At 61.3% G+C, this 26,670-nt stretch carries 18 protein-coding genes; 12 read left to right on the forward strand and 6 right to left on the reverse strand.

Annotation, left to right across the window (positions count from 1 at the left end; genetic code table 11):
• The first annotated feature begins 138 nt into the window (after positions 1 to 138).
• On the forward strand, positions 139 to 1,170 hold the full coding sequence (locus FH061_RS01850) for a GGDEF domain-containing protein (protein ID WP_151632381.1): 1,032 nt from the start codon (positions 139 to 141) through the stop codon (positions 1,168 to 1,170).
• 92 nt (positions 1,171 to 1,262) lie between these two features.
• Here the strand turns inward: FH061_RS01850 and FH061_RS01855 are convergent, their stop codons facing one another.
• The gene (locus FH061_RS01855) at positions 1,263 to 1,892 is read right to left on the reverse strand and encodes a LysE family translocator (protein ID WP_192804860.1); all 630 of its coding nucleotides are present in this window, start codon (positions 1,890 to 1,892) and stop codon (positions 1,263 to 1,265) included.
• A 179-nt stretch (positions 1,893 to 2,071) separates the two neighbouring features.
• Between FH061_RS01855 and FH061_RS01860 the strand changes: the two genes are divergently transcribed.
• The 6 genes from FH061_RS01860 to rarD all read left to right on the forward strand — a co-directional run bounded on the left by FH061_RS01860 (position 2,072) and on the right by rarD (position 16,151).
• Positions 2,072 to 2,521 carry an Lrp/AsnC family transcriptional regulator gene (locus tag FH061_RS01860; protein ID WP_225984440.1) on the forward strand — a complete coding sequence of 150 codons (450 nt, stop codon included), beginning with the start codon at positions 2,072 to 2,074 and terminating at the stop codon, positions 2,519 to 2,521.
• 26 nt (positions 2,522 to 2,547) lie between these two features.
• Positions 2,548 to 3,483: a LysR substrate-binding domain-containing protein gene (locus FH061_RS01865; protein ID WP_151632385.1), complete on the forward strand. Its 936-nt coding sequence runs from the start codon at positions 2,548 to 2,550 to the stop codon at positions 3,481 to 3,483.
• Positions 3,484 to 3,733: 250 nt separating this feature from the next.
• Positions 3,734 to 8,263, forward strand: a complete 4,530-nt coding sequence (locus tag FH061_RS01870; protein WP_151632387.1) for a hypothetical protein — start codon at positions 3,734 to 3,736, stop codon at positions 8,261 to 8,263.
• Between the two features lie 4 nt (positions 8,264 to 8,267).
• A complete protein-coding gene (locus FH061_RS01875; RefSeq protein WP_151632389.1) occupies positions 8,268 to 10,979 on the forward strand; it encodes a hypothetical protein in 2,712 nt (903 codons plus the stop codon).
• A gap of 352 nt (positions 10,980 to 11,331) precedes the next feature.
• Positions 11,332 to 14,913: an indolepyruvate ferredoxin oxidoreductase family protein gene (locus tag FH061_RS01880; protein ID WP_151632391.1), complete on the forward strand. Its 3,582-nt coding sequence runs from the start codon at positions 11,332 to 11,334 to the stop codon at positions 14,911 to 14,913.
• Positions 14,914 to 15,257: 344 nt separating this feature from the next.
• A complete protein-coding gene (rarD, locus tag FH061_RS01885; RefSeq protein ID WP_151632393.1) occupies positions 15,258 to 16,151 on the forward strand; it encodes an EamA family transporter RarD in 894 nt (297 codons plus the stop codon).
• Between the two features lie 17 nt (positions 16,152 to 16,168).
• Here rarD and FH061_RS01890 read toward each other — a convergent pair whose 3' ends face one another.
• Both FH061_RS01890 and FH061_RS01895 read right to left on the reverse strand, forming a co-directional pair.
• Entirely contained in the window at positions 16,169 to 18,043 is a 1,875-nt protein-coding gene (locus FH061_RS01890; RefSeq protein ID WP_151632395.1) for a potassium transporter Kup, read from the reverse strand.
• 166 nt (positions 18,044 to 18,209) lie between these two features.
• Positions 18,210 to 18,839: an OmpW/AlkL family protein gene (locus FH061_RS01895; protein WP_151632397.1), complete on the reverse strand. Its 630-nt coding sequence runs from the start codon at positions 18,837 to 18,839 to the stop codon at positions 18,210 to 18,212.
• Between the two features lie 237 nt (positions 18,840 to 19,076).
• Here FH061_RS01895 and ettA point away from each other — a divergent pair, with 237 nt between their 5' ends.
• Positions 19,077 to 20,744, forward strand: coding sequence for an energy-dependent translational throttle protein EttA (gene ettA / locus FH061_RS01900; protein ID WP_151632399.1), 1,668 nt, complete (start codon positions 19,077 to 19,079; stop codon positions 20,742 to 20,744).
• A 53-nt stretch (positions 20,745 to 20,797) separates the two neighbouring features.
• Here the strand turns inward: ettA and FH061_RS01905 are convergent, their stop codons facing one another.
• Entirely contained in the window at positions 20,798 to 21,649 is an 852-nt protein-coding gene (locus FH061_RS01905; protein WP_192804861.1) for a DUF4198 domain-containing protein, read from the reverse strand.
• Positions 21,650 to 21,826: 177 nt separating this feature from the next.
• Positions 21,827 to 22,528, reverse strand: coding sequence for a class I SAM-dependent methyltransferase (locus tag FH061_RS01910; protein ID WP_151632403.1), 702 nt, complete (start codon positions 22,526 to 22,528; stop codon positions 21,827 to 21,829).
• Positions 22,529 to 22,634: 106 nt separating this feature from the next.
• Between FH061_RS01910 and FH061_RS01915 the strand changes: the two genes are divergently transcribed.
• The 3 genes from FH061_RS01915 (at position 22,635) to lpxO (ending at position 25,099) form a co-directional block, all read left to right on the forward strand.
• The gene (locus FH061_RS01915) at positions 22,635 to 23,090 is read left to right on the forward strand and encodes a hypothetical protein (protein WP_151632405.1); all 456 of its coding nucleotides are present in this window, start codon (positions 22,635 to 22,637) and stop codon (positions 23,088 to 23,090) included.
• Positions 23,091 to 23,176: 86 nt separating this feature from the next.
• Positions 23,177 to 24,037, forward strand: a complete 861-nt coding sequence (locus FH061_RS01920; RefSeq protein ID WP_151632407.1) for a substrate-binding periplasmic protein — start codon at positions 23,177 to 23,179, stop codon at positions 24,035 to 24,037.
• Positions 24,038 to 24,199: 162 nt separating this feature from the next.
• Positions 24,200 to 25,099, forward strand: a complete 900-nt coding sequence (lpxO, locus tag FH061_RS01925; RefSeq protein WP_151632409.1) for a lipid A hydroxylase LpxO — start codon at positions 24,200 to 24,202, stop codon at positions 25,097 to 25,099.
• 239 nt (positions 25,100 to 25,338) lie between these two features.
• Here the strand turns inward: lpxO and FH061_RS01930 are convergent, their stop codons facing one another.
• Complete coding sequence (locus FH061_RS01930; RefSeq protein ID WP_151632411.1) at positions 25,339 to 25,878, reverse strand: superoxide dismutase family protein; 540 nt, start codon at positions 25,876 to 25,878, stop codon at positions 25,339 to 25,341.
• A 198-nt stretch (positions 25,879 to 26,076) separates the two neighbouring features.
• Between FH061_RS01930 and FH061_RS01935 the strand changes: the two genes are divergently transcribed.
• Positions 26,077 to 26,661, forward strand: coding sequence for a molybdopterin-dependent oxidoreductase (locus tag FH061_RS01935; protein WP_151632413.1), 585 nt, complete (start codon positions 26,077 to 26,079; stop codon positions 26,659 to 26,661).
• Positions 26,662 to 26,670: the final 9 nt, after the last annotated feature.

The raw sequence follows: 26,670 nt of genomic DNA on the forward strand, positions 1-26,670 counted from the left end.
TAAGTGAAAAACGCTTCCCGCATTTTTGCCACCGCTCACAGGAATCAGGACCATCCGCTTCATGCTGAACCATTTTTGCGCACATGTCCGGCCGAACCTGAGTCCTGCTTCCACCATTGGTGATTTCGGAGCTTGAAGATGCAAGCCCTGCTCAAACACCTGGTGGATATCACCTGCCAACGCGACCACACCCTGCTCGATACCTCGATTGTTTCCGCATTGCGCGAACTGGTTGGCGCTTCCCAGGTGCGCGTTCATGAACTGTTCCGTTTCCGCGACGAGTTGTTCGTTCGCCCGCGTGTCTGGATCAAGGACGACAAGATCGTTTCCCAGGAAGAGGGCCCGGACAATCACGGCGAACCGATCATTCATTATCCGGCGCTGGTCGAGTGCATCAAGCAGCGCAAGAACCACACCGAAGAATCCGGTCCGGACGGCGGGCACGTGCTCTGGCTCCCCGTCTGGCTCAATGACAAGGTCAATACCTGCCTCGAAGTCAGCACTCCTGTTCCCTACAGCGGCGATACGCTGCGCATGATAGAAGGCATCCTGTGCGTCTATCGGAATTACCAGAATATCCTCGATTACAGCGAGCGCGACTCATTGACCGGCCTCTTGAACCGCAAGACTTTCGATGAAAAATTTTCCCGGCTGCTGGCCGCCAACGTGCCGGAAGCCGTGCCGCAGGATCAGGAAGAACGCCGCCTGCAGCCCTCGCCCGAAATCGGCCAGTGGCTGGCGGTCGTCGATATTGATCACTTCAAGCGCGTCAATGATCAGTTCGGCCATCTTTACGGCGACGAAGTCCTGATCCTGGTGGCCAATCTGCTGCGCCAGTCCTTTCGCTCCCAGGACCGGGTGTTCCGCTTCGGCGGCGAGGAATTCGTCGTGCTGCTGCGTTCCACCACGCTGGACGACGCCCGCAAGATTTTCGACCGCTTCCGGGCGAACGTCGAACAGCATGACTTTCCCCAGGTGGGCAGGGTCACCGTCAGCGTCGGCTTCGCCAGCATTTCGACCGAGTCGCCGGTGATGATTCTCGGCCATGCGGACCAGGCGCTCTACTATGCGAAGGCCAACGGCCGCAACCGCGTCTGTTTCTATGATGAACTTGTCAGCATGGGCGAGCTGCACTCGGAAGTGTCGAACGATACGGTCGAGTTCTTTTAACGCCGGCCTGCCCGGATCGCTTATCTGGCGAACAGGCGCCCATGCGCCCAGCCGTTATAGCCTGCTGGTACGGAGCACCTTTCGCAGAAAATTCACACCGCCCGCTTGAGCGTCGCCATCATCGCGCCGGCCAGCATCAGCAAGCCGCCGGCCGCGCGATTGCTGGTGCGGACAAAGCTTTCGTTGGCAGTAAAGCGCTGGGTCTTGCTGCCGAGCCAGGCATACAGGCTGTAGGCCGCGGTATCGAGGCCGATGCAGGTTGCGCCGAAGATGAGCATCTGCATGCCGACCGGACGCGCGGGGTCGATGAACTGCGGCAGCAGCGCGACGAAATACAGCAGCGCCTTGGGATTGGACAGCTCCACCACCACCGCCTGCCAGAAGGCGCGCGGGCCGCTGGCCGCATGCTGTGCGTCGCGGCTGACCGTCAGGGCGCTGGCCTTGCTGCGCAGCGCGGACAGTCCGAGATAAAACAGATAAGCGACGCCTATCCACTTGATCGCCGAGAACAGGCTGCCGCTGGCGACGATCAGCGCCGCCACTCCGGTTGCCGACAAGGCGAAATACACGGCGTTGCCCAGCGCAATGCCGGCAATCGCCCAATAGGACGGGCGAAAGCCTTTCGACATTCCCTGCGCCACCACCAGCAATGCGGCCGGCCCTGGCGTGAGGCACACCACCGCCGTCGTGACGACGAAAATCAGATAAGTATCCCAGCTCATGTTGTTCTCCTTGTTGAATTGGCTTGCCGCCGGCCGGCTTTTCCCCGCAAGCTTCGGCGCCTTGCCGGAAAGCTTTTGCAGGAGTTCAGTGTAGTTAACAAAAAGTGCGGAATGAATGGATAATGCAAGGCAATTCGGGCACTCTACTTTTAATTTCATCGAAATGAGGCGGCTTTTCCGTGAATACTGAATTCGACACGATGGATGCCAGGATCCTGGAAATCCTGCAGGCGGACGCACGCACCACGCTGTCCGAAATCGGACGGCGCATCCACATGAGCCAGCCGGCGGTGGCCGAACGGGTGCGCCGCATGGAAGCGTCTGGCGTAATCTCGGGTTACCACGCGCGAGTCAATCCGGCCGCGCTGGGCTATGGCATCACCGCCTTCATCCGCGTGTCCAAGCGCAGCCATGAAACGCCGGTGGAAGTGGTCGCGGCGCAGGTGCCGCAGATCATCGAATGCCACTCGATCACCGGCGACGACTGCAGCATCGTGAAGGTCGTGGCTGCCTCGGTCGGCGAACTGGAAAAGGTCATCGTCCAGCTGACCCGCTGCGGCGTGACCTCCACCTCGCTGATCCTGTCGTCCTCGGTCGAACGCAAGGCCATCAAGCCGGCAGCCGGCTAAGGGTCGAGTCAGGCTATCATTGCCCCATGGAACTGCGCCAACTCCGCTATTTCGTCGCCATCGTCGACCACGGCTCGCTGTCGCGCGCGGCGCGCGTGCTGCATATCGCGCAGCCGGCGCTGACCCAGCAGGTGCAGCAGCTGGAAGAAGAGCTTGGCGCGCAGCTGCTGCACCGGTCCGCGCAGGGCGTGATGTCCACCGATGCCGGCAAGACGTTTTACGAGCATGCGCAGGCCATCCTCAAGCAGGTGGAAGATGCCCGCTCCGCCGTGACCCAGTCTTCCGACAAGCCCACCGGCACGGTTGCGCTCGGCATTCCGCAAAGCGTCTCCAGCGCGCTCGCCCTGCCCCTGCTGACCGCGGTCCGCGAAACCTATCCGGACATCACCCTGCAGCTGACGGAGGAATTGTCCGGCACGCTGATCGAACAGCTGAAATCCGGCCGCATCAACCTCGCCGTGCTCTTCGATGACGGTCAGCTCGGCGCTTTCGCCTGCACGCCGCTGGTGGAAGAAGAGATGATGTTCATCACCCGCGCGGGCTCGCAGTTTGCGCCGAAGAAGAAATCCATCCCGCTGGCGAAGGCGGTGGAACTGCCGCTGATCCTGCCGGGGCTGCAGCATGGCGTGCGCCCGCGCATCGAGAACATCGTGCGCGCCGAGGGCCTGTCCATCAACAATGTCATCGACATCAATTCCGTGGCCATCCTGAAGTCGGCGCTGCTGGCCGACCTCGGCGCGACCATCCTCCCGGTGGCGCCGCTGCTGTCGGAAATCGAGCATGGCCAGATGGCGGCACACCCGCTGACCGGCACAGTCATCTCGCGCACGGTCACGCTGTGCTCTTCAAGGAATATCCCGCTGACCACTGCCGGCCATGCGGTGCAGCGGCTGGTGATCAGCGTTGCCTCTCGCCTGTGCGCGAGCGGGCGCTGGCTGGGTGCAACCTCACTCCTCCCCTGATTCCGCCCACTGCCGGACCGCATTCGCGGCGCTGGCTCTCTCAAACTCGCATGCCCGATTCATGTCGCCGCTACATGGCCGACCGCATGCCCTCTTTTGGAACACCAGGGCGGATGCGCACTGATTTCGATCACTGATCTCTTATGGCGCTTATCTAGAAATGTTATGGAACGAACCAAGTTTTTTGTTCACCCATGGACCGTAAAAATACTTGGCTTACTCCCTTAATCTACTGAAGAGTCTGAAAGACATGAAACTTCGTTCCTGCATAAGCGACGCGATCAGTTCGTTCCGGAAGCACCCGACCAGCCCGCAAGCCCCCGCAGCCCCTGCATCGTCCTCCGGCCATAACGTGGGCTTTGCTTTCAATGACCACACTGGCGATCCCAACCGAAATCTTTATGCTTCGCATATGCAGGGAGTGCTGAGGTCGGCGACTCAAGATGATGCGACCTCCCAAAAGCTCATCGGCAGCTACCACGCCGGATTAATGAAGGCGGTAGCCAGCGAAGCGGCGCCGGCAGAAACCGAGCCCGTGGGTATCAAGAAATACGCGATGGAAAAGATGTACCTTGAGGCGGGGAAAAACCTTGAGGAATTTCTGAAGGCCAATCGCTTCCCCATACCCGATACCATCCTGAAAGGCAAATTGACCTATGCCGAGGACGCAGCCATTCGGGCGCGGGAAATCGCGTTCAAAGACCTTGGCCGGGCCGACGCCGACCCGGATGTACTTGCGCTGAAAAAGGGCGATATCAAACAACGCCTCCGGGGTGAGCGTCAACTCGCCAAGTACAAGAACTTGTTCAACTTCACCAAGGCAAAGTTGGCGGAAGACGTGGAGACGCTGACGGAATTGTTCATTCCCGTCACGAACAAAGAAGGCATCAAGACAGGAGTCAAGGTCAAGGCTGAAACGATTGATGACCTGGCATCCTTTTTCCAAGAAAAATTCAACATCAAGTTAACCGCGAGTGAAACCAGGAATGCACGGCAAGCATTCCTGTCGAAGCAAAGCGTGCCCGATCCCGCACAACAAGCGGATACCAAGCCCGACGGGCCGAATGCTGCGCAACAAGAAATACTTGACCGGTATCTGACACGTCTGCTGTCCAAACTACCGCTCGCAACCAGTTCGCAGACGAATGCAACTGAAGCCGCAGCCATTTCCAAACAAGGCATTTTCCGTCTGGCGGAAACGGTAGCCGGCGAAGCCATATTCCAGGCCAGAGTCGCGGATACTGACAAATGCACGGCTTTCTCGGTATCAGGTGGCTCTTCCCTAGTGGTGAAAGGCTCAAAAGGGGATGATTTTGACTTCAAGCTTTGCCAGCCCTATGGCCAGGAGAACAATCAGCGCTGCTTCTATGAGCTTGCCTTTATCAAGAACGAGGACACGCAGCAGTACGGTCTTCGGTTGCAGCGGCTGCTGCCCGGCGAAGACAATCAACCGCCCAGCCCGGAAAGCATTCCTCTCGAGGGAGACGCGGCGCAGCAGCGTCGGCTGCTGGAGAGCTATTTTTCCAAAAGCGATCTGAAGCTTTTGTTCGGGCTCCAGCCGGGCATCGGGCACAAGAGCTTTTCGGAACTGTATGGTCATCTGAAAGCGCAGGCACTGAAAGACGACAAGATCGAGGACATCGTCTTTCAGCATCTCGACTCGGCCATTGCCGATCACTTCGCGAAGGAAGGAATCGACAGCATTCAAGGCACCGGCTACTTCTACAACAAAGGCCTGTACGGCAAGGACTATCTGACGGACATGCGCGGCCCCTACAACAGCCGGGTCGCCAAACTGCTTGTTGCGGGAAAGCTGGCAGCCACCGGTTCCTGCGGCTTCCAGCAGGATCTGATTCATGCGCAGCGAGGAAAGATCATTGCGATTCCGAACGTCACCAGAGAGAACTACCTGAATTCGTTTCACGGCAACGATCCTCAGGAAGTCAATGAAAAGCAGACCATCCATGCGATCGTGCCCAATTCGGCCAGGGCGGCCGAATACGAAGCTCCGCTGGCGAAGGTGGATTACGATCCTGAAGAAACGCGCCAGGCGATGGCGGGAACACCCATTTCACACCTGGATAACAGGGCGGCATTGAAAGCCGTTGACGCCAGCATGAATGTCGTCACTGCCAGCCGAAGGAACGAATGGGCGCCACGCGAAAATGTACCGCTGTCCATCCCGGTTTCCATCGAGCGCAATGTCAATGGAGAGACCCGTGTGGATACCAGGAATTTTCAATTCAAGATCAAAGGCAAGGAAGTGCTGATGGCCTCGGCGCATCTGTCGCTCACCCATGCCGAAGGTGCGTTCCTGCGGCAAGACGGCACGATCAGCCAGGAAGACCTGGTCGCCTGCGAGTCGCTGCAGCTGACGCACATGCTGCCGGAGGGTTGGGGCTTGCGTGACGACGAGGGCAAGGCCGTTCTCGACCCCGAAACACGGGAACCGGTCCGATTGCTTGAAAAAGTCATTGTCCGCCCGGTGGTGACCGGCACAACCATCGATAAGGTGGCTGACACGGTGGAAAAGGAGATCACTGACAAAGACAACCCGGGGGAGAACAAGACAATCAATGTCCCGCTCTTCCAGGATGAAACGGGCGCGACCGTCTTGGAAAAACGAAACGAATATGGCGAACCCGTACAGCAATTCAATGCGGGGGGCCTGCTGTCTCCCGTCTTTGTGAACGAAGCGGGCGAGCCTGCTGTGGGGAAGGTCACGCCCATGACTAGAAACGTAACGAACGAGGTCCGGGGCTTTGAAATTGTCGGAATCGAGCGCTGGGTACGTGAACCGATTGAAGATCCGGCCCGGCCCGGCACCGCCAAGACCAAGGGCGACCATGTTCTCTGCACTTACGTCAAGAAGGTGCAAAGCGCCGACAAGGGCAACCTGAATCCCTTGATACTATGCGACCCGGTGTATACGACGATCAATTGCGTTCATTCGCAGAATGGGCTCAATACTCCCGCTGCCAATGAAAACATGGGGCCGCTCGACACCGTCGGACATTCATACAGGCCGGGCGATACGCCCTATGCGCAGGATCAGATCATGGCGGTCAGCAAAGACCGCCCGTATCCGCATCCGGTGGCGGTCGAGCGCGGCGTGCCGCGCGAACAACTGGTGACGGAAGATGTCGCCTTCGCTCTCGGGGGCGGCGTGGGCGCGTCGGCCAGCCAGCCGCATCGCGACATGGACAACAGCGGTTTCAGCCCCTATACGCTTTACGAGCACAAGCAAGAGGTTCCTGAGGTAACACGAGGTCAGCGTTACGGAAACAGAGAAGCCATCGGTCAGGGACGAATCCTGAAAGCACGGCAGGAGCACCTTGAGAAGGTGATGGAGAAGGCCCAGGAGGCGAGGGAGAATCGCAGGAAATTTGCCAACAGCGAAATTATTGCACCACTGATCGCGAAGCTCGGGCGCCTTGATCTGGATGGAGCCAAGCCTTGGACTCTCTATGAAAACACGCGCAACAAAGACGATCTCGACAATCTGCTTCAATTACTGAAGGGTGTGGGGCATGCGTTCACAGACGACTGTGCAAGACGGCTGGAATATCAAAAAGCCTATCTCGATGAAGTGTCGTCAGCGCTCGAGGCCCTGAATACCCGGCTGCAGGATGTTCGGAATGCGATTTCTGCGACTGGCGCCCGGAGCATGACGGACCAATCGTTTCTGGACACGCGTGTGCAACAAATGGCAACGATGCGAGGCCATCTCAAGGAGCTTGTCGAACGCTATTCAGACGGCAGCACCTTTGCCGAGGTCAAGAGCTCGGTGAAGACGATCGTCGACAACTTCGGCGTTATTGAGGAGCAATTGAAGAATCATTTTGAAAAAAAATCCGGTTCCGGGAGCGTCGATCGGGATGAGAGCGCTAATCCGTATGCACAACTGGATATCGAGTTAGTGCAATGCAAGAACGCGATCAAGGGACTGCAAGTGTGGGAGCGGCAACCCGACGTCATCCGCAGGGAGCTGGTCGCTATGACGGGCGCTTTGAAGGCGGAGCTGGAAAAGGACTGGACAACAGACGCACCGCATCCGTTGATCAGCCACCTGGTGGACGGTCGCCAGGGCGCAACCACGCCAGGCAACGACAAACTGGCCGGCCGGTATCGAACCGGCATTGGCAACGACCTGCATGCGCTGCTTTCGCTGCGGGATATCGACGACATGGATACCACGCGTTTTGGAGCGGACAAGGAAGCGATCAACGCCCGCCTCACCCGGCGCCTCGCCGAACTTCATACCAAAGCGCTGGAGATGAATGCGCTGAAGGGAACGTCTGAATTCAACGCTGCCGGCTTCAAGGACGTGCAACAGGAAATCGACAGAATCACCACGGCGCAGATCGCTTATCAAGACGCCAGGGATATGGCAAGTTTCGATGCAAATACCCGTGCCACCCGGATCGCGGAGCTCGAGTCGGATTTGAATGCCCGGCTTGAGGCATTGAAGCAGATAAGCGAAACCCATACCGGCATGTCGCCGGAGGCAAGTGCCGCCATCATGCAAGACATTCAATCCACTCCACGGAATCAGGAATCACTTCGACTTGACATCGCGCAGACCAAGCGCCGGCTCGCCGCATGGAAGACATTCGACAAACAGGTTCGCGCCTTTGAGACCCCGGAGCCGGTCCCGGCTTCGCTTGCCCGCATCGGCAAAGTTGGCCTGCTGGACGAAATGCGCGTAGTCGAAAGTCAAATGGTGGCCCGCGGCTCCTTCGGAAACTTCCGAATTCAACGAAGCCCTGTTGCCGCATAGGTTGATGGCATTGCTTGCGCAGGACAGCAGCGAAGCCAGAAACAGTGAACTGAAATCCGTATGCGGGCAGTTGGTAAGCCTGGGCCTGTTCCCGGAGTTGAATGATCCGGAGAAGCCCGTCTCCTCCGAAGCACAATCCGAAATGCTGTTCGGTGTGCTGACGCAGCCGGGCAATGCCGACATCCTTAGAATGAACGATAAGGCGCCAATGGCAAGCGCGGCACTGCACAATGTACTGGCCGACCTGCAGCAAATCCTTGATGCCGCCAAGCCGAAAGAGGGGGCACTGGCGGACGATGGATACGGCCGCAACCGGGCGCAGTACGCTTACCCGGCCAGGGGCAAGGCAGTGCCCGCCGGTCTGCTTGCAGGCATGGCAATGAATGCGCCTGTCAATGCATCGTTCGGCATCGTCAGCGAAGCCATGAAGGCCCTTGAACTGCAGATTTCCGCCTCATTGGAACTGGCGGCAAACGGCGTGGCGATCGGCGCCGATATCTTTCCCGGAGGAGTCACGATGCTGGCTGGCGCCGGCATGATAAAGGATGGTGTTTTCAAACATAATCGCCTCCAGTCCATCCGGCCGAGCTATGAGCGCGCTCTGGGTGAATATCGCACCATCCAGCAGGAAATCTCTTCTCTGCATGAGGAGATGAAAACCAGGATTGGCGGTGCCGGCAGGGATGGCGCGTCATCGCAGCAAGCTGTGATGGACCACATCAGTCAGGTGATCGGTCCGCGCGTCAACACGCTGCAGTCACGGCTGCTGGCCATTGACAATGAATTGCGCCGTGCCACCATTGATGCCATGTCGGGAGCGGCGCTCGCCGGCGCCGGCGCGACCGGTCTCGCCAGCGCAATTGTCAAAACCGCAGCAACAACGGCGGCGGGAGCGACGGCGGCATCGGCCATGGGCATGGCTGCCGGCGGTTTGCTGACGGTTCTCGGCGCATTCCAGCTGGGAATGAGCATCAACGAGCTGCGGCGCCTGCGCCACGACTTCGCGGCCGCGCATGCACAACGCGGCCGCGGAGAAGACAGCGGCCTGCGGCGCGCGCATATGATACGCACCAATGAACTTGTCGAAGCGCACAAGCGCAAGATTCGCCTTTGGACTGCGTTCACCGCCGGCAGCACCGCCATGACGGCAGGCGGAGCGCTGATGGCAACCGGTGTCGCGGCCGCCGGCGGTGCCGCGCTTAGCGGCGCCGGAGCCGTAGCGGTCGCCGGCAGCGTCTACAGCCTGTTTCACGAACCGCGCGATCTCAGGAATCGGGCGGCGCGCGCAGCCGACAACACGGCGGATACCCGCGATGCCGTGATCAATAACGATCGCCTGCTCAACCTGTTCCTGCATAAAAACGCCAACCAGGCGAATCGTGCGGCCGAAGCGATCAACGAGATCGTCGACAACGCACTGGATGATACGACCAGAGCCTTATCAAGCTCCGGCAAGGAGTTTCGTCATCAGTTCAAGAAAACTGCGAATGTCAGATCCTGGTTCGATATCGATGCCCAGCGCAGGATACTGAGCAAACGCATCGAAAGCCGTCTCGATGCCACCAAGGACCAGCAGTTGATACTGATGACGTACACCAATATCCAGGAGCTGGATTACCTCAAGCAGGAACTCGCTTCGGTCAGGAATGAAGTGGCTGAAATAGACAGCGCAATAGCCATCACGCGCGCACTGCTCCTGAAAAACCATCAACATCTCGAAAGCCTGAAAGCCCGGAACGCTCCAGCCCCGTCGCCGGATACCGCAACTGATGAAGTTCGGGAATCGGGCACGGAATTGCAAACGCAAATCAGGCATGCCGATGCTCTGCAAAAGCGATTGCAAGTCCAGGTCGCCCAGCTTCAGAGTGCGAAACGGATGGTGACGCCGAGGCTTGAAAGAACGGAAAGCCGCTATCGGGCGGTCAGCGATCTGCAGAACAGGCTCGACCTCTTCGGTTCGGAACTCGACCGGGATTTCCGCGCGTCGACCAGGGAGCAATTCGATGATCTGCGCCTGCGCTTCATGCTGACGAATCATCTGCTGGTGAGCGCAATGGGGCGCAAGGAGGCCAAGCTGCTTGCGCAAGCGCATCATCTGGATAGGCTCGATGCCGGGAACGAAGCACAGTCATTCATGAAAGCCTATATCGATGGAAGACTCTTTGACGGAAAGAACGATGTCGGGCCCGTCCCGATAAAAGGCAAACTGGAGCGCATCGACATCGAACCCAGTGAGGCGTGCCTGGCATGGCTCAAGTCCCCCCGTGAAGGCGGCACGACGCCTCGGGTGGGCGACATCAACAGGCTGTTTGCAACCGCCATGTGCGTATCCCTGCCGGATCGCTGCGCTGATGAACGCAATATCGTTCTGGACATGCATACCGAGCGGCTGAAACTGTATCTTGCCGAGCAACAGAAGGCGCAGGAAAGTCCGCGGGCAGCCGTCAGCGGCGGCAAGCGCAAGACACGGATCAAGGCGGCTGTTTCCGAGAAGATGGGAGCTCTGTCCGAAAAGCTTCAACTTCGCAGCAAGCCGGTTCCGGCCAGGGGCGCAGCGGAAGTGGCGGGAGCGGCAGCTGGTGTCCGACCTGCTGCAAGCTCTTCCTCATCTACCCGAACCGTGGAACTGGCAGCAACTCGCGAAGCCGAAACACAAGCACGGCGAGCACGCCAGAACTCCAGCACCAAGGCCGTGCCCCCCGTAACCGCGGGCTGATGATCCTTCTGGAATCCGGAGGCAGACATGGTCGCCGATTCAACGCATCCCGTCGGACGACCATGCATGGGGCAGACTGGCAAGTCAACGCCGGGATGACTTTCATTTGCATCATTTCCGTCGTTAACCGGGTGGCGCAGTACGTCATCCGGGATATCACTTTTCCTTATACCCCCATCCCGATTCCCTATTTGCCGCCCGCCGGCAATCCGCCTACACTTCTTTCCATGGTACTTACTCACCGGTGAATGCCATCCGCTACCGCGGTGCAGCAGTCTGGCAGCGACTTCGTCTTACCCGTCGAATGCCCTTGCCAGGCGCTATCTGAAATAACCATTTTGGAGACATACCAATGCAAGCCGATACAGCAGTGGCCACTGCTGGGCAGGCCGGCGCCGCCGATCACGGTGCTCCCGCCCTCGCCCCCGTCAAGCTCGACGACAAATACACTTCCACGACAGGCAAGATCTTTCTGTCCGGCATACAGGCGCTGGTGCGCCTGCCGATGATGCAGCGCCAGCGCGACCTGGCCGCCGGACTGAATACCGCCGGCTTCATTTCCGGCTATCGCGGCTCGCCGCTCGGCGGGCTGGACGAGACGCTCTGGAAAACCCAGAAGCTGCTCGAAGAGAACCACATCAGGTTTGTTCCCGGCGTCAATGAAGACCTGGCGGCCACCGCCGTCTGGGGCACGCAGACGGTCGACCTGATCGGTCCGGCCAGGTACGACGGCGTGTTCGCCATGTGGTACGGCAAGGGCCCCGGCGTGGACCGCTGCGGCGACGTGTTCAAGCACATGAACCATGCGGGCACGGCGAAACACGGCGGCGTGCTGCTGGTGGCCGGCGACGACCATGGCGCCTATTCCTCCACCCTGCCGCACCAGTCCGACCATATCTTTTCCGCCTGCATGATCCCGATGCTGTATCCCTGCAATGTGCAGGAATACCTCGACCTCGGGCTGCACGCCTGGGCGATGTCGCGCTATTCCGGCTGCGCGGTCGGCTTCAAGGCGCTGGCCGATACCGTGGAATCGAGCGCCTCGGTGGATGCCGATCCGTTCCGGCTGCATATCGCCTATCCCGACGACTTCGTGATGCCGGAAGGCGGCCTGAACGCGCGGCTGTCGACCGACACGCTCGGCGTGCAGGCGCGCAAGCAGGAAGCGCTGATGCAGGATTACAAGATCTATGCGGCGCTGGCCTATGCGCGGGCCAACAAGCTCAACCACACCACCATCGACAGTCCGAAGGCGCGCCTGGGCATCATTGCTTCCGGCAAGTCTTACCTGGACGTGCTGGAAGCGCTGGAAGAACTCGGCATCAATGAACAGCTGGCAGCCGAGATCGGTATCCGCCTGTTCAAGGTATCCATGCCTTGGCCGCTGGAGCCGGATGGCGTGCGCGAGTTCGCGCAGGGGCTCGACGAGATCCTGGTGGTGGAAGAGAAACGCCAGATCGTCGAATACCAGCTGAAGGAACAGCTCTATAACTGGCGCGACGATGTGCGTCCGCGGGTGATCGGCAAGTTCGACGAAAAGGGCGAATGGGTGCATCCGCGGGGAGAGTGGCTGCTCACATCGAAAGCCGATTTTTCGGTCGCGCAGATCGCCCGCGTGATCTCGCAGCGCATCGCGCGGCTGCAGCTGCCGTCGCAGACGAACGACCTGATCAAGGCGCGGCTGGCCTTCCTGGAAGCCAAGGACAAGGTGCTGACCAAGGCGGTGAACACGCCGCCGCGCCCCGCCTACTATTGCTCGGGCTGTCCGCACAACACCTCGACCAAGGTGCCGGAAGGCAGCTTCGCGCTGGCCGGCATCGGCTGCCATGTGATGGCCACCGCCATCTATCCGGAATTCAACAAGCTGACCACCCACATGGGCGGCGAAGGCGCCCCCTGGATCGGCCAGGCGGCATTCTCCAAGGTGCCGCACGTGTTCCAGAACCTGGGCGACGGCACCTATTTCCATTCGGGTTACCTGGCGATCCGCGCCGCCGTGGCGGCCAAGGTCAACATGACCTACAAGATTCTGTACAACGATGCGGTGGCGATGACCGGCGGCCAGCCGGTGGATGGAACCGTATCGGTGCCGCTGATCGCCCAGCAGATGGCGGCTGAAGGCGTCAAGCGCATCGCGCTGGTGACAGAAGACCTGTCGCGCTATGCCGACCGGACTTCGTTGCCGGCGCAGGTGACGCTGCATGACCGCAAGGACATGGATGCGGTGCAGCGCGAATTGCGGGAAGTCGAAGGCGTGTCGGTGCTGATCTATGACCAGACCTGCGCCGCCGAGAAGCGCCGCCGCCGCAAGAAAGGCGAATTCCCCGACCCGAACAAGCGGCTCTTCATCAACGACGCGGTGTGCGAAGGCTGCGGCGACTGCGGCGTGCAGTCGAACTGCACCTCGATCCTGCCGCTGGAAACCGAGCTTGGACGCAAGCGCGTGATCGACCAGTCGTCCTGCAACAAGGACTATTCCTGCGTCAAGGGCTTCTGCCCGAGCTTCGTCACGGTCGAAGGCGGCACGCTGCAGAAGTCGAAGACCGGCACCCAGGCCAACACCAGGCAGGATGACTTCGGCCCGCTGCCCGAGCCGGTGCTGCCGTCCTGCGACTCGGCCTACAACATCCTGCTCAACGGCATCGGCGGCACCGGCGTGATCACCATCGGCGCCTTGATCGGCATGGCGGCGCATCTCGAAGGCAAGGGCGTGTCGGTGCTGGACATGACCGGCATGTCGCAGAAGAACGGCTCGGTCACTTCGCATATCCGCATCGCCCGCGTGCCGGGCAGCATCCGCGCGCAGCGCATCGCCACCGGCGAGGCCGACCTGGTGCTGGGCTGCGACATGCTGACCGCGGGAGCGCAGGATGCCATCGCCAAGATGCGCGCCGGCCGTACCCGCGCGGTGGTCAATACCCACCAGCAGCCGACCGGCCATTTCGCCAAGCAGCCGGACTGGCAGTTCCCGTTCGAGGAAGTGCAGGCGCTGATCAATGAATCGGTGGCCGACCGCGCCGATTACATCGATGCCACCAAGCTGGCGACCGCCCTGATGGGCGACTCGATCGCGACCAACCTGTTCATGCTCGGCTTCGCTTACCAGACGGGCGCGCTGCCGGTTTCGGAAGCGGCGCTGCTGCGCGCGATCGAACTCAACGGCGTGGCCATCGAGGCCAACAAGAAGGCCTTCCTCTGGGGCCGCCGGGCCGCCGTCGACCTGGCGCGCGTGGAACGCATCGCCGTGCCTGCGCAGACCGTGACGCTGCAGATGCCGCAAAGCCTGAACACCCTGATGAAGCGCCATGTCGCCTTCCTCACCGACTATCAGGATGCGGCCTATGCGGCGCGCTATGCCGAACTGGTCGAACGGGTGCGGCAAGCCGAGGCGCAGCTCGGCCAGGGCGACAAGCTGGCGCGCGCGGTGGCGAAGTCTTACTTCAAGCTGATGGCCTACAAGGACGAGTACGAGGTGGCCCGGCTGTACACCGACGGCCGCTTCCTCGACAAGCTCAGGCAGCAGTTCGAAGGCGAGTTCACGCTCAGGTTCAACCTGGCGCCGCCGCTGCTCGCGAAGAAGGATGCGAAGGGCCATCTGGTGAAGGCCGAGTACGGTTCCTGGGTATGGCAGGGATTCAGGCTGCTGGCCAAACTCAAGAAACTGCGCGGCACGAAGCTGGATGTCTTCGGCAACACCGCCGAGCGCAGAATGGAGCGCCAGCTGATTGTCGAGTACCGCGACACCATCCTGTCGCTGCTGGATGGGCTCGATGCGGCGCGCCTGCCCTTGGCCGTGGATATTGCATCGCTGCCGGAAAAGGTGCGCGGCTTCGGCCATGTGAAGGAAGCGGCCGTGGCGAAGTACCGCGAGGAGCGTGAAGCGCTGCTCAAAAAATATGCAGCGATGCGGGAGGGACTTCCGCACGCTGCATGAAAGTGAGCGAAGCGGCCCGCCGCCCAGGGAGGAATCGGTTGGCGGGCCAACCCGGACGAAGAGGAGGGAACCACGCGTCCGGATCGGAAACCAGTCTATGGGCTGCCGCCGGTTTCCCGGCAAACCGTTACAGGCTTTTACCCCTGTCGCGATGCGGATACAGGCTGTTACTTGAAGCAGCTTGTGCAGCTGCGCCGGGCGACATGCCATTGCGCGCAGGGCCCTGGCGGCGGTTGTCCATTCTTGCGGTGTTGTTTACCCCGCCCCGGCGGCCTCCTTCCATTGCTGGGATAATGCCGCCATGCTGGCGTATTGTTCGCCAGCCTCATCCCTGATCGATCCGCATGAATACTGGAATGTTATACGCGGCCTCGGCCTATGCGCTGTGGGGCGTGTTCCCGCTTTACTTCAAGTCGCTGCAGGAAGTGCCGCCGCTGGAAATCCTGCTGCACCGGATGGTGTGGTCGCTGGTCTTCGTGGCCCTGGTTCTCGGCTGGAAAAGGCAGTGGGCCTGGCTGGGCGAAGTGCTGCGCAAGCCGAAGGTGGTGCTGGGCTTTACCGCCAGCGCGGTGCTGCTCGCCGGGAACTGGTTCATCTATATCTGGGCCGTCAACAACGGCAATGTGGTCGAGGCCAGCCTCGGCTATTTCATCAACCCGCTGTTCAACGTGCTGCTCGGCTCCCTGCTGCTGCATGAGCGGTTGCGCCGGGTGCAATGGTGCGCGGTCGCGCTGGCGGCCTGCGGCGTGGCCTGGCTGACCTGGCAGGCCGGCCATCTGCCATGGATCGCGCTGATGCTGGCGGCCACCTTCGGCCTGTACGGCCTGCTGCGCAAGACCGCGTCGCTCGGCGCGCTGGAAGGACTGGCGCTGGAAACGCTGGTGCTGTTTCCGGCGGCCTTCGGCTACCTGGTGTTCCTGTCGATGCAGGGCCATAACAGCTTTGCCAGCGCCTCGACCACGACGCAGCTGCTGCTGGCCGCCGCCGGCCCGATCACCGCGGTGCCGCTGCTGCTGTTTGCCTCGGGCGCGCGCCGCATTCCGCTGTCGCTGCTCGGGCTGCTGCAATACATCGGCCCCACCATACAGCTGCTGCTCGGCGTCTGGCTGTATCACGAACCCTTCGGCGGCGCCCGCCTTGCGGGCTTCGCGCTGATCTGGGGCGCGCTGGCCGTGTATTCGCTGGAAGGCCTGTGGCAGGCGTGGAACAGGAAGCCGGCCGGCGCGGCCGGCACCTGAATCCGCGCTAGGCACCACTAGATGGTGATCTGCGTGCCGAGTTCGATCACGCGATTGCTCGGCACCTGGTAATAGTCGGCGGCGCCGCGCGCATTGCGCGACATGCCGACGAACAGATGTTCGCGCCACGCCGCCATGCCGCTGCCGGGGCCGTGAATGACGGTCTGGCGGGCGATGAAATAGGATGTCGCGAGGCTCTCGAATTCCAGCCCGTGGTCCCTTGCCGCCTCCAGCGCCAGCGGGATGTTGGGAACATCCTTGAAACCGTAGTGCACGTTCAGCTGGTGGCACTCGTTCCCAAGCGCATGGACCCGCACCCTCTCCTTCGCCTCCACCCATGGCACTTCATGGATGATCACGGTCAGGAATACCACCCGCTCGTGCAGCACCTTGTTGTGCGAAAGGTTGTGCAGCATCGCGTGCGGCACGCCGTCGTTCTCGCCGCGCAGGTAGACGGCGGTGCCGGGCACCCGCAGCGGCGGATCGGCGAACAGCGATTCGAGAAAGGCTTCCAGCGGGATGGAATGCTTCTTCAGGCTGCCGACCACCAGCTCCCGCCCGCGCTTCCAGGTCAGCATCACGGTAAACAGCACTACGCCGAGCAGCAGCGGGAACCAGCCGCCGTGCAGGATCTTGAGCACATTGGCCGAGAACAGCGAGACGTCGATGATCAGGAAGAATCCCGTCGCAAGGAAGCACAGCAGCAGATGGTAATGCCAGCGGTAACGGATCACGAAGAAGGTCAGCACCGTGGTGACCAGCATGGTGGCGGTGACCGCGATGCCGTAGGCGGCGGCGAGGTTGGACGAGGAACCGAAACCGATCACCGCCAGCAGCACGACGGCGAGCTGCAGCCAGTTCACCATCGGCATGTAGATCTGGCCCATCTCGCTGGCCGAGGTATGTTCGACGCGCATGCGCGGCAGAAAGCCGAGCGCGATGGCTTGCTTGGTCATCGAGAAGGTGCCGGAGATGGTGGCTTGCGAGGCGATCACGGTGGCCATCGTCGACAGCGCCACCAGCGGATAGATGCTCCACGCGCCGAGCTGCTGGAAGAAGGGATTGTCGACCGCTTCCGGATGCATCAGCAGCAAGGCGCCCTGCCCGAGGTAGTTGAGCGCCAGCGCCGGGAAGGCGACCAGGAACCATGCCATGCGGATGGGCCGGGCACCGAAGTGGCCCATGTCCGCGTACAGGGCTTCGGCGCCGGTGAACGCCAGCACGACGGCGCCCAGTGCGATGAAGGCGGTGAATCGGTTGTCGGCAATGAAGGCCAGCGCATGCCAGGGATTGAGCGCGGCGAGAATGGCCGGCGCGGCGATGATATTGATGACGCCCATGATGGCCAGCGCGGCGAACCAGACCGCCATGATCGGCCCGAACCACTTGCCGATGCCAGCGGTGCCGCGCGACTGCAGTGCATACAGCGCAATCAGCACCATCACCGTCAGCGGCACCACATAGGGTTCGAGCCCGGGCGCGGCGACTTCCAGCCCCTCGATCGCCGACAGCACCGAGATCGCCGGGGTGATCACGCTGTCGCCGTAGAAGAGCGTGGCGCCGAACACGCCCATCAGCATCAGCGGAAAGTAGAAGCGCGATGTCTTGCTCACCGAGGACAGCGCCAGTGCCATCAGCGCCATGATGCCGCCCTCGCCGCGGTTGTTGGCGCGCAGGATGAGCGTGACGTACTTGAGGGAAACGATGAGAATGAGGCCCCAGACGATCAGGGAAACCACGCCGACCAGATTGGCGGGATTGAGCGGCAGGCCATGATCCTTCGAGAAGACTTCCTTCATCGTGTACAGGGGGCTGGTGCCGATGTCGCCGTAGACGATGCCAACGGCCGCCAGAGTCAGGGCGGCGAGACTGCTCTTGTTTTGTTGTGACACGGTGTGCGCTGCTGTTTGTTTTGATGCATTGCACAATAGGTTATCAGAATGGCATTTGCAAGCGACTTTTTGCGACAGGCTTGGGATTGATGCTCATGCTCGGGTAACGAGGCCGGTCATGGACCGGCCGCAAACGCCCTGAACGGGCTTGATACGAAAAACAGGATCAGAAGCGGTAGCCGAGGCCCACGCCGACCAGCACCGGGTCAACCTTCACCTTGCTGACCGCCACGCCGCCCACCAGCACGTCGCTGCGAATCTGCACTTTCTTCACGTCGAAGTTGAGCGACCAGTTCTTGTCCAGTTTGAAGTCGATACCCGCCTGCAGCGCCAGGCCGAAGCTGTGGCTTTCAAGATCGGCCGTGCCGTTGAGCAGCCTGACACTGGAAATACGGGTGTAATTGACGCCCGCGCCCACATAAGGACTGATCTGCGCTGCCGGTGCGAAGTGATATTGCAGCGTCAGCGTCGGCGGCAGATGCTTGAATGTGCCGATCTTGCCGAGGCCCGACACCGAGACATCATGCTTCTGCGGATAAGTCAGGATCAGTTCCGCAGCGAGATTCGGCGTGAAGAAATAGCTGATATCGACTTCCGGTATGGTCTTGCTGCTGACCGTGATGGCATCGGCGGGCAGGCCGGCAAGCGCCCCGGTGCCAGCGGAAGATTTGTCCGCCGGATCGATATGAACGGCCCGGGCGCGAAGCTGCCAGGGGCTTTGCTGTGCGGATGCTTGCGTGGAAAATATGCCAAGCGCTGTTACTGCGACAGTGGCGGCAAGAATTATTTTTTTCATGGAAAAGCCTTTTCGAGTTGCATGTCAGAACGACGAGGCCAGTCTAGTGATGCATTGCAACAAATTGATTGACCCAGGTCAAATAACCCTGAAGCGCTCAGGGCTTTGCAAAGGCCGGCCCGTGGTACGCCGCCGCGGACGCTGCATACGTAAATATCGCTTCCGCCTCCAACCGCCGCGCGCATCGGTTATCCTTGCAGCTCTCCCCTTTTTGCAGACCAAGTACCGATTACCTCTATGGCTCAATACGTCTACACCATGAACCGGGTGGGCAAGATCGTCCCGCCCAAGCGCCAGATTCTCAAAGACATTTCCCTGTCCTTCTTCCCGGGTGCCAAGATCGGCGTGCTCGGCCTGAACGGTTCGGGCAAGTCGACACTGCTCAAGATCATGGCCGGCATCGACAAGGACATCGAAGGCGAAGCCGTGCCCATGCCCGGCCTGAATATCGGCTACCTGCCGCAGGAGCCCCAGCTCGATCCGGAGCAGACGGTGCGCCAGGCGGTGGAATCGGGCCTGGGCGAGGTGGCCGAAGCCCAATCCAAGCTCGATGCGGTGTATGCCGCCTATGCCGAGCCGGATGCGGATTTCGATGCGCTCGCCGCCGAGCAGGCGCGGCTGGAAGCCATCATCGCCACCTCCGGCGGCAGCAATCTCGACCAGCAGTTGGAAATCGCGGCCGATGCGCTGCGCCTGCCGGCCTGGGATGCGAAGATCGGCGTGCTGTCCGGCGGCGAGAAGCGCCGCGTGGCGCTGTGCAAGCTGCTGCTGTCCAAGCCCGACATGCTGCTGCTCGACGAGCCGACCAACCACCTCGACGCGGAATCGGTCGACTGGCTGGAGCAGTTCCTGCAGCGCTTCCCCGGCACCGTGGTCGGCATCACCCACGACCGCTACTTCCTCGACAATGCCGCCGAATGGATTCTCGAACTCGACCGCGGCCACGGCATTCCCTGGAAAGGCAACTACAGTTCCTGGCTGGAGCAGAAGGAAAGCCGGCTGAAACAGGAAGAAGCGACCGAATCGGCGCGCCAGAAGACCATCCAGAAGGAACTGGAATGGGTGCGCCAGAATCCGAAGGGCCGCCAGGCCAAGAGCAAGGCGCGTCTGGCCCGCTTCAACGAACTGTCGGAACACGAATACCAGAAGCGCAACGAAACCCAGGAAATCTTCATTCCGGTGGCCGAGCGCCTCGGCAATGAAGTGATCGAGTTCAAGAATGTCTCCAAGGCCTTCGGCGACCGCCTGCTGATCGACAACCTGAGCTTCAAGGTGCCGCCGGGCGCGATCGTCGGCATCATCGGCCCCAACGGCGCCGGTAAATCGACCCTGTTCAAGATGATTTCCGGCAAGGAACAGCCGGACAGCGGCGAAGTGGTGATCGGACCGACAGTCAAGGTGTCGCTGGTGGACCAGTCGCGCGACGACCTGTCCAACAAGAAGACGGTGTGGGAAGACGTATCCAACGGCGCCGACATCCTGACGGTCGGCCGGTTCGAAATGCCGTCGCGCGCCTATCTCGGCCGCTTCAACTTCAAGGGCAGCGACCAGCAGAAGATCGTCGGCAACCTGTCGGGCGGCGAACGCGGCCGCCTGCATCTGGCCAAGACGCTGCTCATGGGCGGCAACGTGCTGCTGCTGGATGAACCGTCAAACGACCTCGACGTGGAAACCCTGCGCGCCCTGGAAGATGCCTTGCTGGAATTCGCCGGCAGCGTGATGGTGATTTCCCATGACCGCTGGTTCCTGGACCGCATCGCCACGCACATCCTGGCGTTCGAAGGTGATTCCCAGGTGGTGTTCTTCGACGGCAATTACCAGGAATACGAGGCCGACAAGAAGAAGCGGCTCGGCGAGGAAGGCGCCAAGCCCAGGCGCGTGCGCTACAAGCCGGTAACGCGTTGAATCGCAGCGGAAGACAATGAAAAACGCCTCGGAAACGAGGCGTTTTTTCTTGTTCAGCGTCCTTGGCGTTTTCCCGCCAGTTCAAAGGTCAGGTTGCCCCAGAAACTGTCCCAGTCGATGTCGGGCGTGTCGGCGACCGGCAGCATGTGCACGACGCTGATCATCCAGACGCCGGCATGGGGCAGGTTGAAAGCGACCTTGCCGTCGGTGCCGGTGCGGGCTCGTATCATCAGAGTCTGTTCTTCCTGCTTGTGCCAGGCCTTCACCAGCGCGCCGGCCAGCGGTTTGCTGTCGAAAAACAGGGTGAAGCTGAGCTTGTCGCCGGCGCTGCGCGCCAGCGGATCCGAGGTCGGCACGATTTCCAGCCGCTGTCCGGTCAGGACCGAGTAGGTGCCGTCGGACTTGCCGCCGACACGCAGCAGCGTCTTGACGTGGCGGCGGTAACGTTCACGCCCGGGTTCCTCCGCCTTGCCGTCGGATTCCCGCTGGCGAATGATGGCGTCGAGCCCTTCCTCGTGAAGATAGGCATGGAACTTGTCCGCGGACAGGTTGATCTGGGTGGGATTGCTGTCATAGGCCAGCATGTAGGTGCCGGCGGCGGGCAGCGACAGCTTCAGTTCCGGCAGCGCCTGATCCGGAGGAAGCTGGGCGCCGAGATCGGTCGGCGCCACCCGCGAATAGAGATGGATGGCGGCCGCCTGGGATGCCGCGATCGGCAAAAGCTCGCCGGTGAAGAATTCGCCGACGTAAAGGCTGAGCGAGGTCGGCGCGCCCACCGCAGGGGAGAACGGCCGCGCCATCATCCAGAATTCGTGGGCGGCGGCGGCCTGCGGAAACAGCAGGGTCGCAACGATTGATGCGGCGATGAGGCGGAGACGGTGCAGCATTGCGGGTTCGGTCAGCATAAGCGGGGCCGCGCGACGGTCCTGTGGTTCGACAGTTCGACAGTTCGGCATTAAAGCACGTGTCGCGGCTGACCGCCTAGATGGTGGGTGGCTGGAGGAATTGATCCGCCCTGGGATGCGGGGCAAGTCGGGCCGAGGCGACCGCACATTCACCTGCAACCCGCTCTTGCGCCGGGTTCAAGCGGCCTGTGGCGTCTTGTTCACCATCAGGAAGAAATGCGCCTTGGCGCCGAACACGCGCTTGTGGCCCACATCATGTTGCGGCGAACCGGGCAGCCTTTCGGCGAAACGGTAAAGCGCCGGCGCATCGATCAGATTCAGCACGCCCGGCGTTGTCCAGTGCCGCTTGCCGCCCAGGCGCAGCAGCCGCTGCCAGGCCCCCTGCGGCAGGAGATGCAGCAGCGGAAGGCCGGTATTGAATTCGATCGGATGCTTCCGGTTGGAGGTGGTGACGAATACCCCCTTGCGGGCGACCCGGTAGAGCTCCCGGACCAGCGCGAACTGGCGCTCGCCGGCGCCGACATGCTCGATGACTTCATTGCAGAACACCCAGTCGAATGCGCCATCGGAGAACGGCAGCTGCAATTCCGCCGCCGAAGTCGCCCCCCTGTCGGCGGAATTCTGTCCTGCCGACGGCGGTTCGATCTGGTAGGAGAGGATGCGGGAACGTTCCTTCTGGTCGCACCATGCGTTGAGAAGGTCGGGCTTCTCGAACAGCGGACCGGGCATCATGCCGACATTGAGCGTGGTGTCGCTCGCATTGCCCTTTTTGAATTCCAGAAATGCGTCGAACATCTTGCGGCGCTGCGACGCCAGTATCTTGTCGACAAAGGCGCTGCCCGGCGCCGGCTGGTATTGCGCGTTGATTGCCTGCTTCATGCTTTCTCCCCTGCGGGATCCTGTTCGATTGTCATGCTGCCGGGACACGTCGCCGTGCCATGGGTATTTCGCATGCTCATTATTCAATGCCTCGCAGGCGCGGCCGTTGTGCAAACACAAGTCTGTGAAGCGCGGTCGGCTTTTTCGCCACGCTTACTTTCCTTGCGGGAACAATTCAGCCGGGCAGCGGTCTACTGCCCGGACAAATTTCCAACAAGCAATTGAACATGGCGGCGGGATGGAACAGGTATTGAGCATGTTGTACGGCATATCCGGTGTAGCGGCTTTGGGATGCTACCTTCCCCAGTTGCTGCGCTACCACCGCGACCCGCATGCGCGCAAATCCATTTCGGTCGTCTCCTGGAGCGGCTGGATCGCGGCAACGCTGGTTACGCTGCTGTACGCCGTGTTCGTGGAAAAAAGCAGCCTGTTCGCGAGCGTGACGGCCTTGAATGCCGCAGCCCAATCCATGGTGCTCGCCTATGGCGTCAAAGGCCGCTGCAGCGGCAATGCTTCCGCCTCTGCCTCTGCCTCTTTTCATGCCGGCCATGACAATGCCTGACCCCTTGAACGCTTATAATCCGCCATTCCGGTTTTTCTCCATTGCAACGCAAGGTGCCATGCCTTGTTCATCATGAGATTGAAGACATGACAAGGCGGCACCAGCACTTTCCCTGCACGGCCGCACAGGCTTTCCGGTCCGGCTCGATGGCTGCTCCCCCGTTGCCCAGGCCGGCCGGCCGGCTTGCCCTACGTATTGCCCTGCTGCCGCTCTGCCTGGCAGGCGTGCTTGGCATGCCGGGTTTGCAGGCGCGGGCATTCGCGGCGGAGACCTTGCCCGTGCTGCAGATCGGCGTGGGGCTGATCAAACCGCCCTATTTCCTCGCACCGGGCACCGGCGGCATGGAATACGAGATTGCCGAAAAGGCATTCGAGGCCGGCGGATACCGGATGGCGGCACAGCACCTGCCGCCTTCCCGCGCCCTGGCGCTGCTGCGCGCCGGACACCTGGACGGCATGCTGTCGGTGACGGAGGGCATCGGAGGCCGCCATTATTTTTCGGAATCCTACTTGCATTACCAGAACGTCGCCATTGCGCTCAGCAGCCGCAATCTGCGCATACGCGGGGTCAGCGACCTGCGCGGATGGTCGGTTGCGGCATTCCAGAATGCCAGCCTGCTGCTCGGCGAGGAATTCAAGACGGTTGCCACCGGGCATCCGGATTACCGCGAGTATGCGCAGCAACTGACCCAGAACAAGCTGCTCTACACGGGACGCGTCGATGTGGTGGTCGGCGATCGGCTGGTATTCCGTCACCTGAGCCGCCACCTGGAAGCGCCGATCGATGTCAGGCAGGCGGTTACGCTCTACCCGCTTTTCCCGCCGAGTCCGCGCATGGCGGTTTTCAAGGATGCGGCAATGCGGGATGCCTTCAACGCGGGGCTGCAGGTGATCCGCCGCAATGGCGTCTACGGCGCGATACTCAAGAAATACCAGGAGCCGGCTTAGGCGGTGTTTGTCGGGCTGTGGCGCAATCCGGTGGCGAATTTGCAACTACTTCACCAAAGCGTACTTCAGCACACTTTCCCCGGCTATAGCACAATACCCTCCATCCAGGCCGCTGCGGCACGCACGCCGCATTCCGCGCCATTCTTTTTCCGAGGCTGTCCCATGAAATGGACCATTATTTCCCTTTACCTGCTGTCGATCTTCCACATTCATTTCCGTGGCCGGGTGCGGCTGCCTTTCTTCCGCCAGATTTTCGACCATTCGTCGTTCATGGCGCCGATCAACCTGTTCATGCATGCCTTCTCGCGCGTGCCGTCCACGCCCTACCTGCCGGTCGATACCTTCAAGGAACTGGAGCCGCTGCAAAGGAACTGGGAAGTGATCCGGACCGAAGCGCTCAACCTGATCGCGCTGCAAAAGATCAAGGCCGCGGAAAAGAATGACGATGCCGGTTTCAATTCCTTCTTCAAGGCCGGCTGGAAGCGTTTCTATCTGAAATGGTACGACGCCAGCCATCCCTCGGCCGAGCGTTTCTGCCCCCAGACCGTGGCCCTGCTGCGCAATATTCCCTCGGTGAAGGCGGCAATGTTCGCCGAGCTGCCGCCGGGCGGCCAGCTGAACCGCCACCGCGACCCGTTCGCCGGCTCGATGCGCTATCACCTCGGCCTGGCGACGCCGAACGACGATCGCTGCTTCATCGAAGTCGACGGCCAGCGCTACAGCTGGCGCGACGGCCAGGGCGTAATCTTCGACGAAACCTATATCCACTGGGCGAGGAACGAGAGCGAGAGCGACCGCGTCATCCTGTTCTGCGACATCGAACGCCCGATGCGCTACCGCTGGGCGCAGGCGATCAACCGCTTCCTCGGCCGCACCATGATGACTGCGGCAAGCTCGCCGAACGAAACCGGTGACCAGCTGGGCGGCGTCAACAAGGTGTTTCGCATCTCCTGGCTGATGGGACAGTATCGCCGCCGCTTCAAGGCCTGGAACCGCACTGCCTACCATGTGGCAAAGGCTGCGCTGATCATTGCCGCAGTGGCGCTGATCGTCTATATCTGATCCTGCAGTGCCGCGCTCGTGCCGGTGCACGAGCGCTCTTCAAGACCGCTCGTCATCCCTTCGCGCATCCGCGCAATCGATCATCCAGGCTTACGCTTCAGGCCCGCATGCCACTCTCCAGGCTTGCGGGCTTGCGGACTTGCGTGTACCCGCATCCGCGCTCATGCCAATCCCCAGGACGTGTCATGAAATCGATGGATGAAAAAGACGCGATCTCATGGCATGGCTCGGGATTGGTATTACTGCAGCGCGATGATGCCGCACGCAACCCGCTTGCCCGAGTTCCCGGTCGGTTGGGTCTTGTAGTCGTCAGGATCGGCATGCACGATCAGGGCCTTGCCGACGACGCTGTTGGGCGCATCCTTGGACAGGCTGATCTGGCTGGCGGGCACCGTCAGCTTGAGCACGGCATTGCCGCCGGCATCGGCATTGAGATTGCCGAGGTCGCCGGCATGGCGATCCCCATGGTCCGGGCCGCCATGCGCCGTGCCGGAGGGATTGAAGTGGCCGCCGGCGCTCATGCCGTCGGGCGCGCTGCAGTCGCCCTTCTCATGCACATGGAAGCCGTGCGCGCCGGGAGTCAGGCCGTCGATGCGGGCATCGATCATGATGCGGTCGCCGTTCTGCACGAAACTGACCGAGCCGCTGGTCTTGTTGCCCTGGGTGGGATTGAGCTGGGATACCGCAATCGGCTTGGGATTGCCGGCACCCTGGCCGGACATGCCGGCGCATCCGGCAAGGGCGATGCTGCCAAGCAGCAGACTGGTGACGAGTCGCATGTGAAACCTCCTTTTATTGCTTCATTCTGACTGCTTCGTTTTTATTGACGGCTTAATTGCCGCTGCGCCTTCGGGCGCCACAGGATAATCGCATGCATCCCGGCATTTCCTCAAGCCGGCCAACGCCGGTTTGATCTGGCTCAGAGAAGCGTGCGAGCGTAGAATCTTGCGCTTCATGACCTGAAGCAGGGAGGATGCTTGAACAAACGTGATTTTCTGGCGGCCGCGATTGCCGGCGGCATGGCGCTGCCCGCTGCCGCAGCCAACCGTCCGGCGCGCAACACCGCGCGCGGCCCGGCGCTGCTCACGGTGACCGGCGCGATTCAGAAAGGCAATCGCAGCGGCCTCGATCCTGCACTGGACCAGCTGATGAAAAAGCAGGGCGTCAAGTTCGAACGCGCCTATGCCTTCGACTTCCGGGCGCTGAGCGCATTGCCTTCCACCCCGATCCGGCCGACGCTCGAATACGATGCGCAGGTCCATGCGCTGCGCGGCCCCCTGCTGCTCGACGTGGTCAAGACCGCGGGCGCCATGCTGAGTGACAAGAGCAAGCTGGTGCTGCGCGCGCTCGACGGCTATGCGGTCGCCGTTCCCGTGGCCGACCTGCGCAGGTATCGCTTCATCATCGCCACGCACCTGGATGGCAGACCGATGCCGCTGGGCGGGCTCGGGCCGCTGTGGGCGGTCTATGACGCCGACCGCTTCAAGGACATGGCGGCCAAGCCGCTCAACGAACGCTTCGCCACCTGTCCATGGGGCCTGTACCACATCGAGGTGCAATGACAACGTTAC

This window comes from Noviherbaspirillum aerium, from assembly GCF_008929045.1.
GTDB classification, from domain to species: domain Bacteria; phylum Pseudomonadota; class Gammaproteobacteria; order Burkholderiales; family Burkholderiaceae_D; genus Noviherbaspirillum; species Noviherbaspirillum aerium.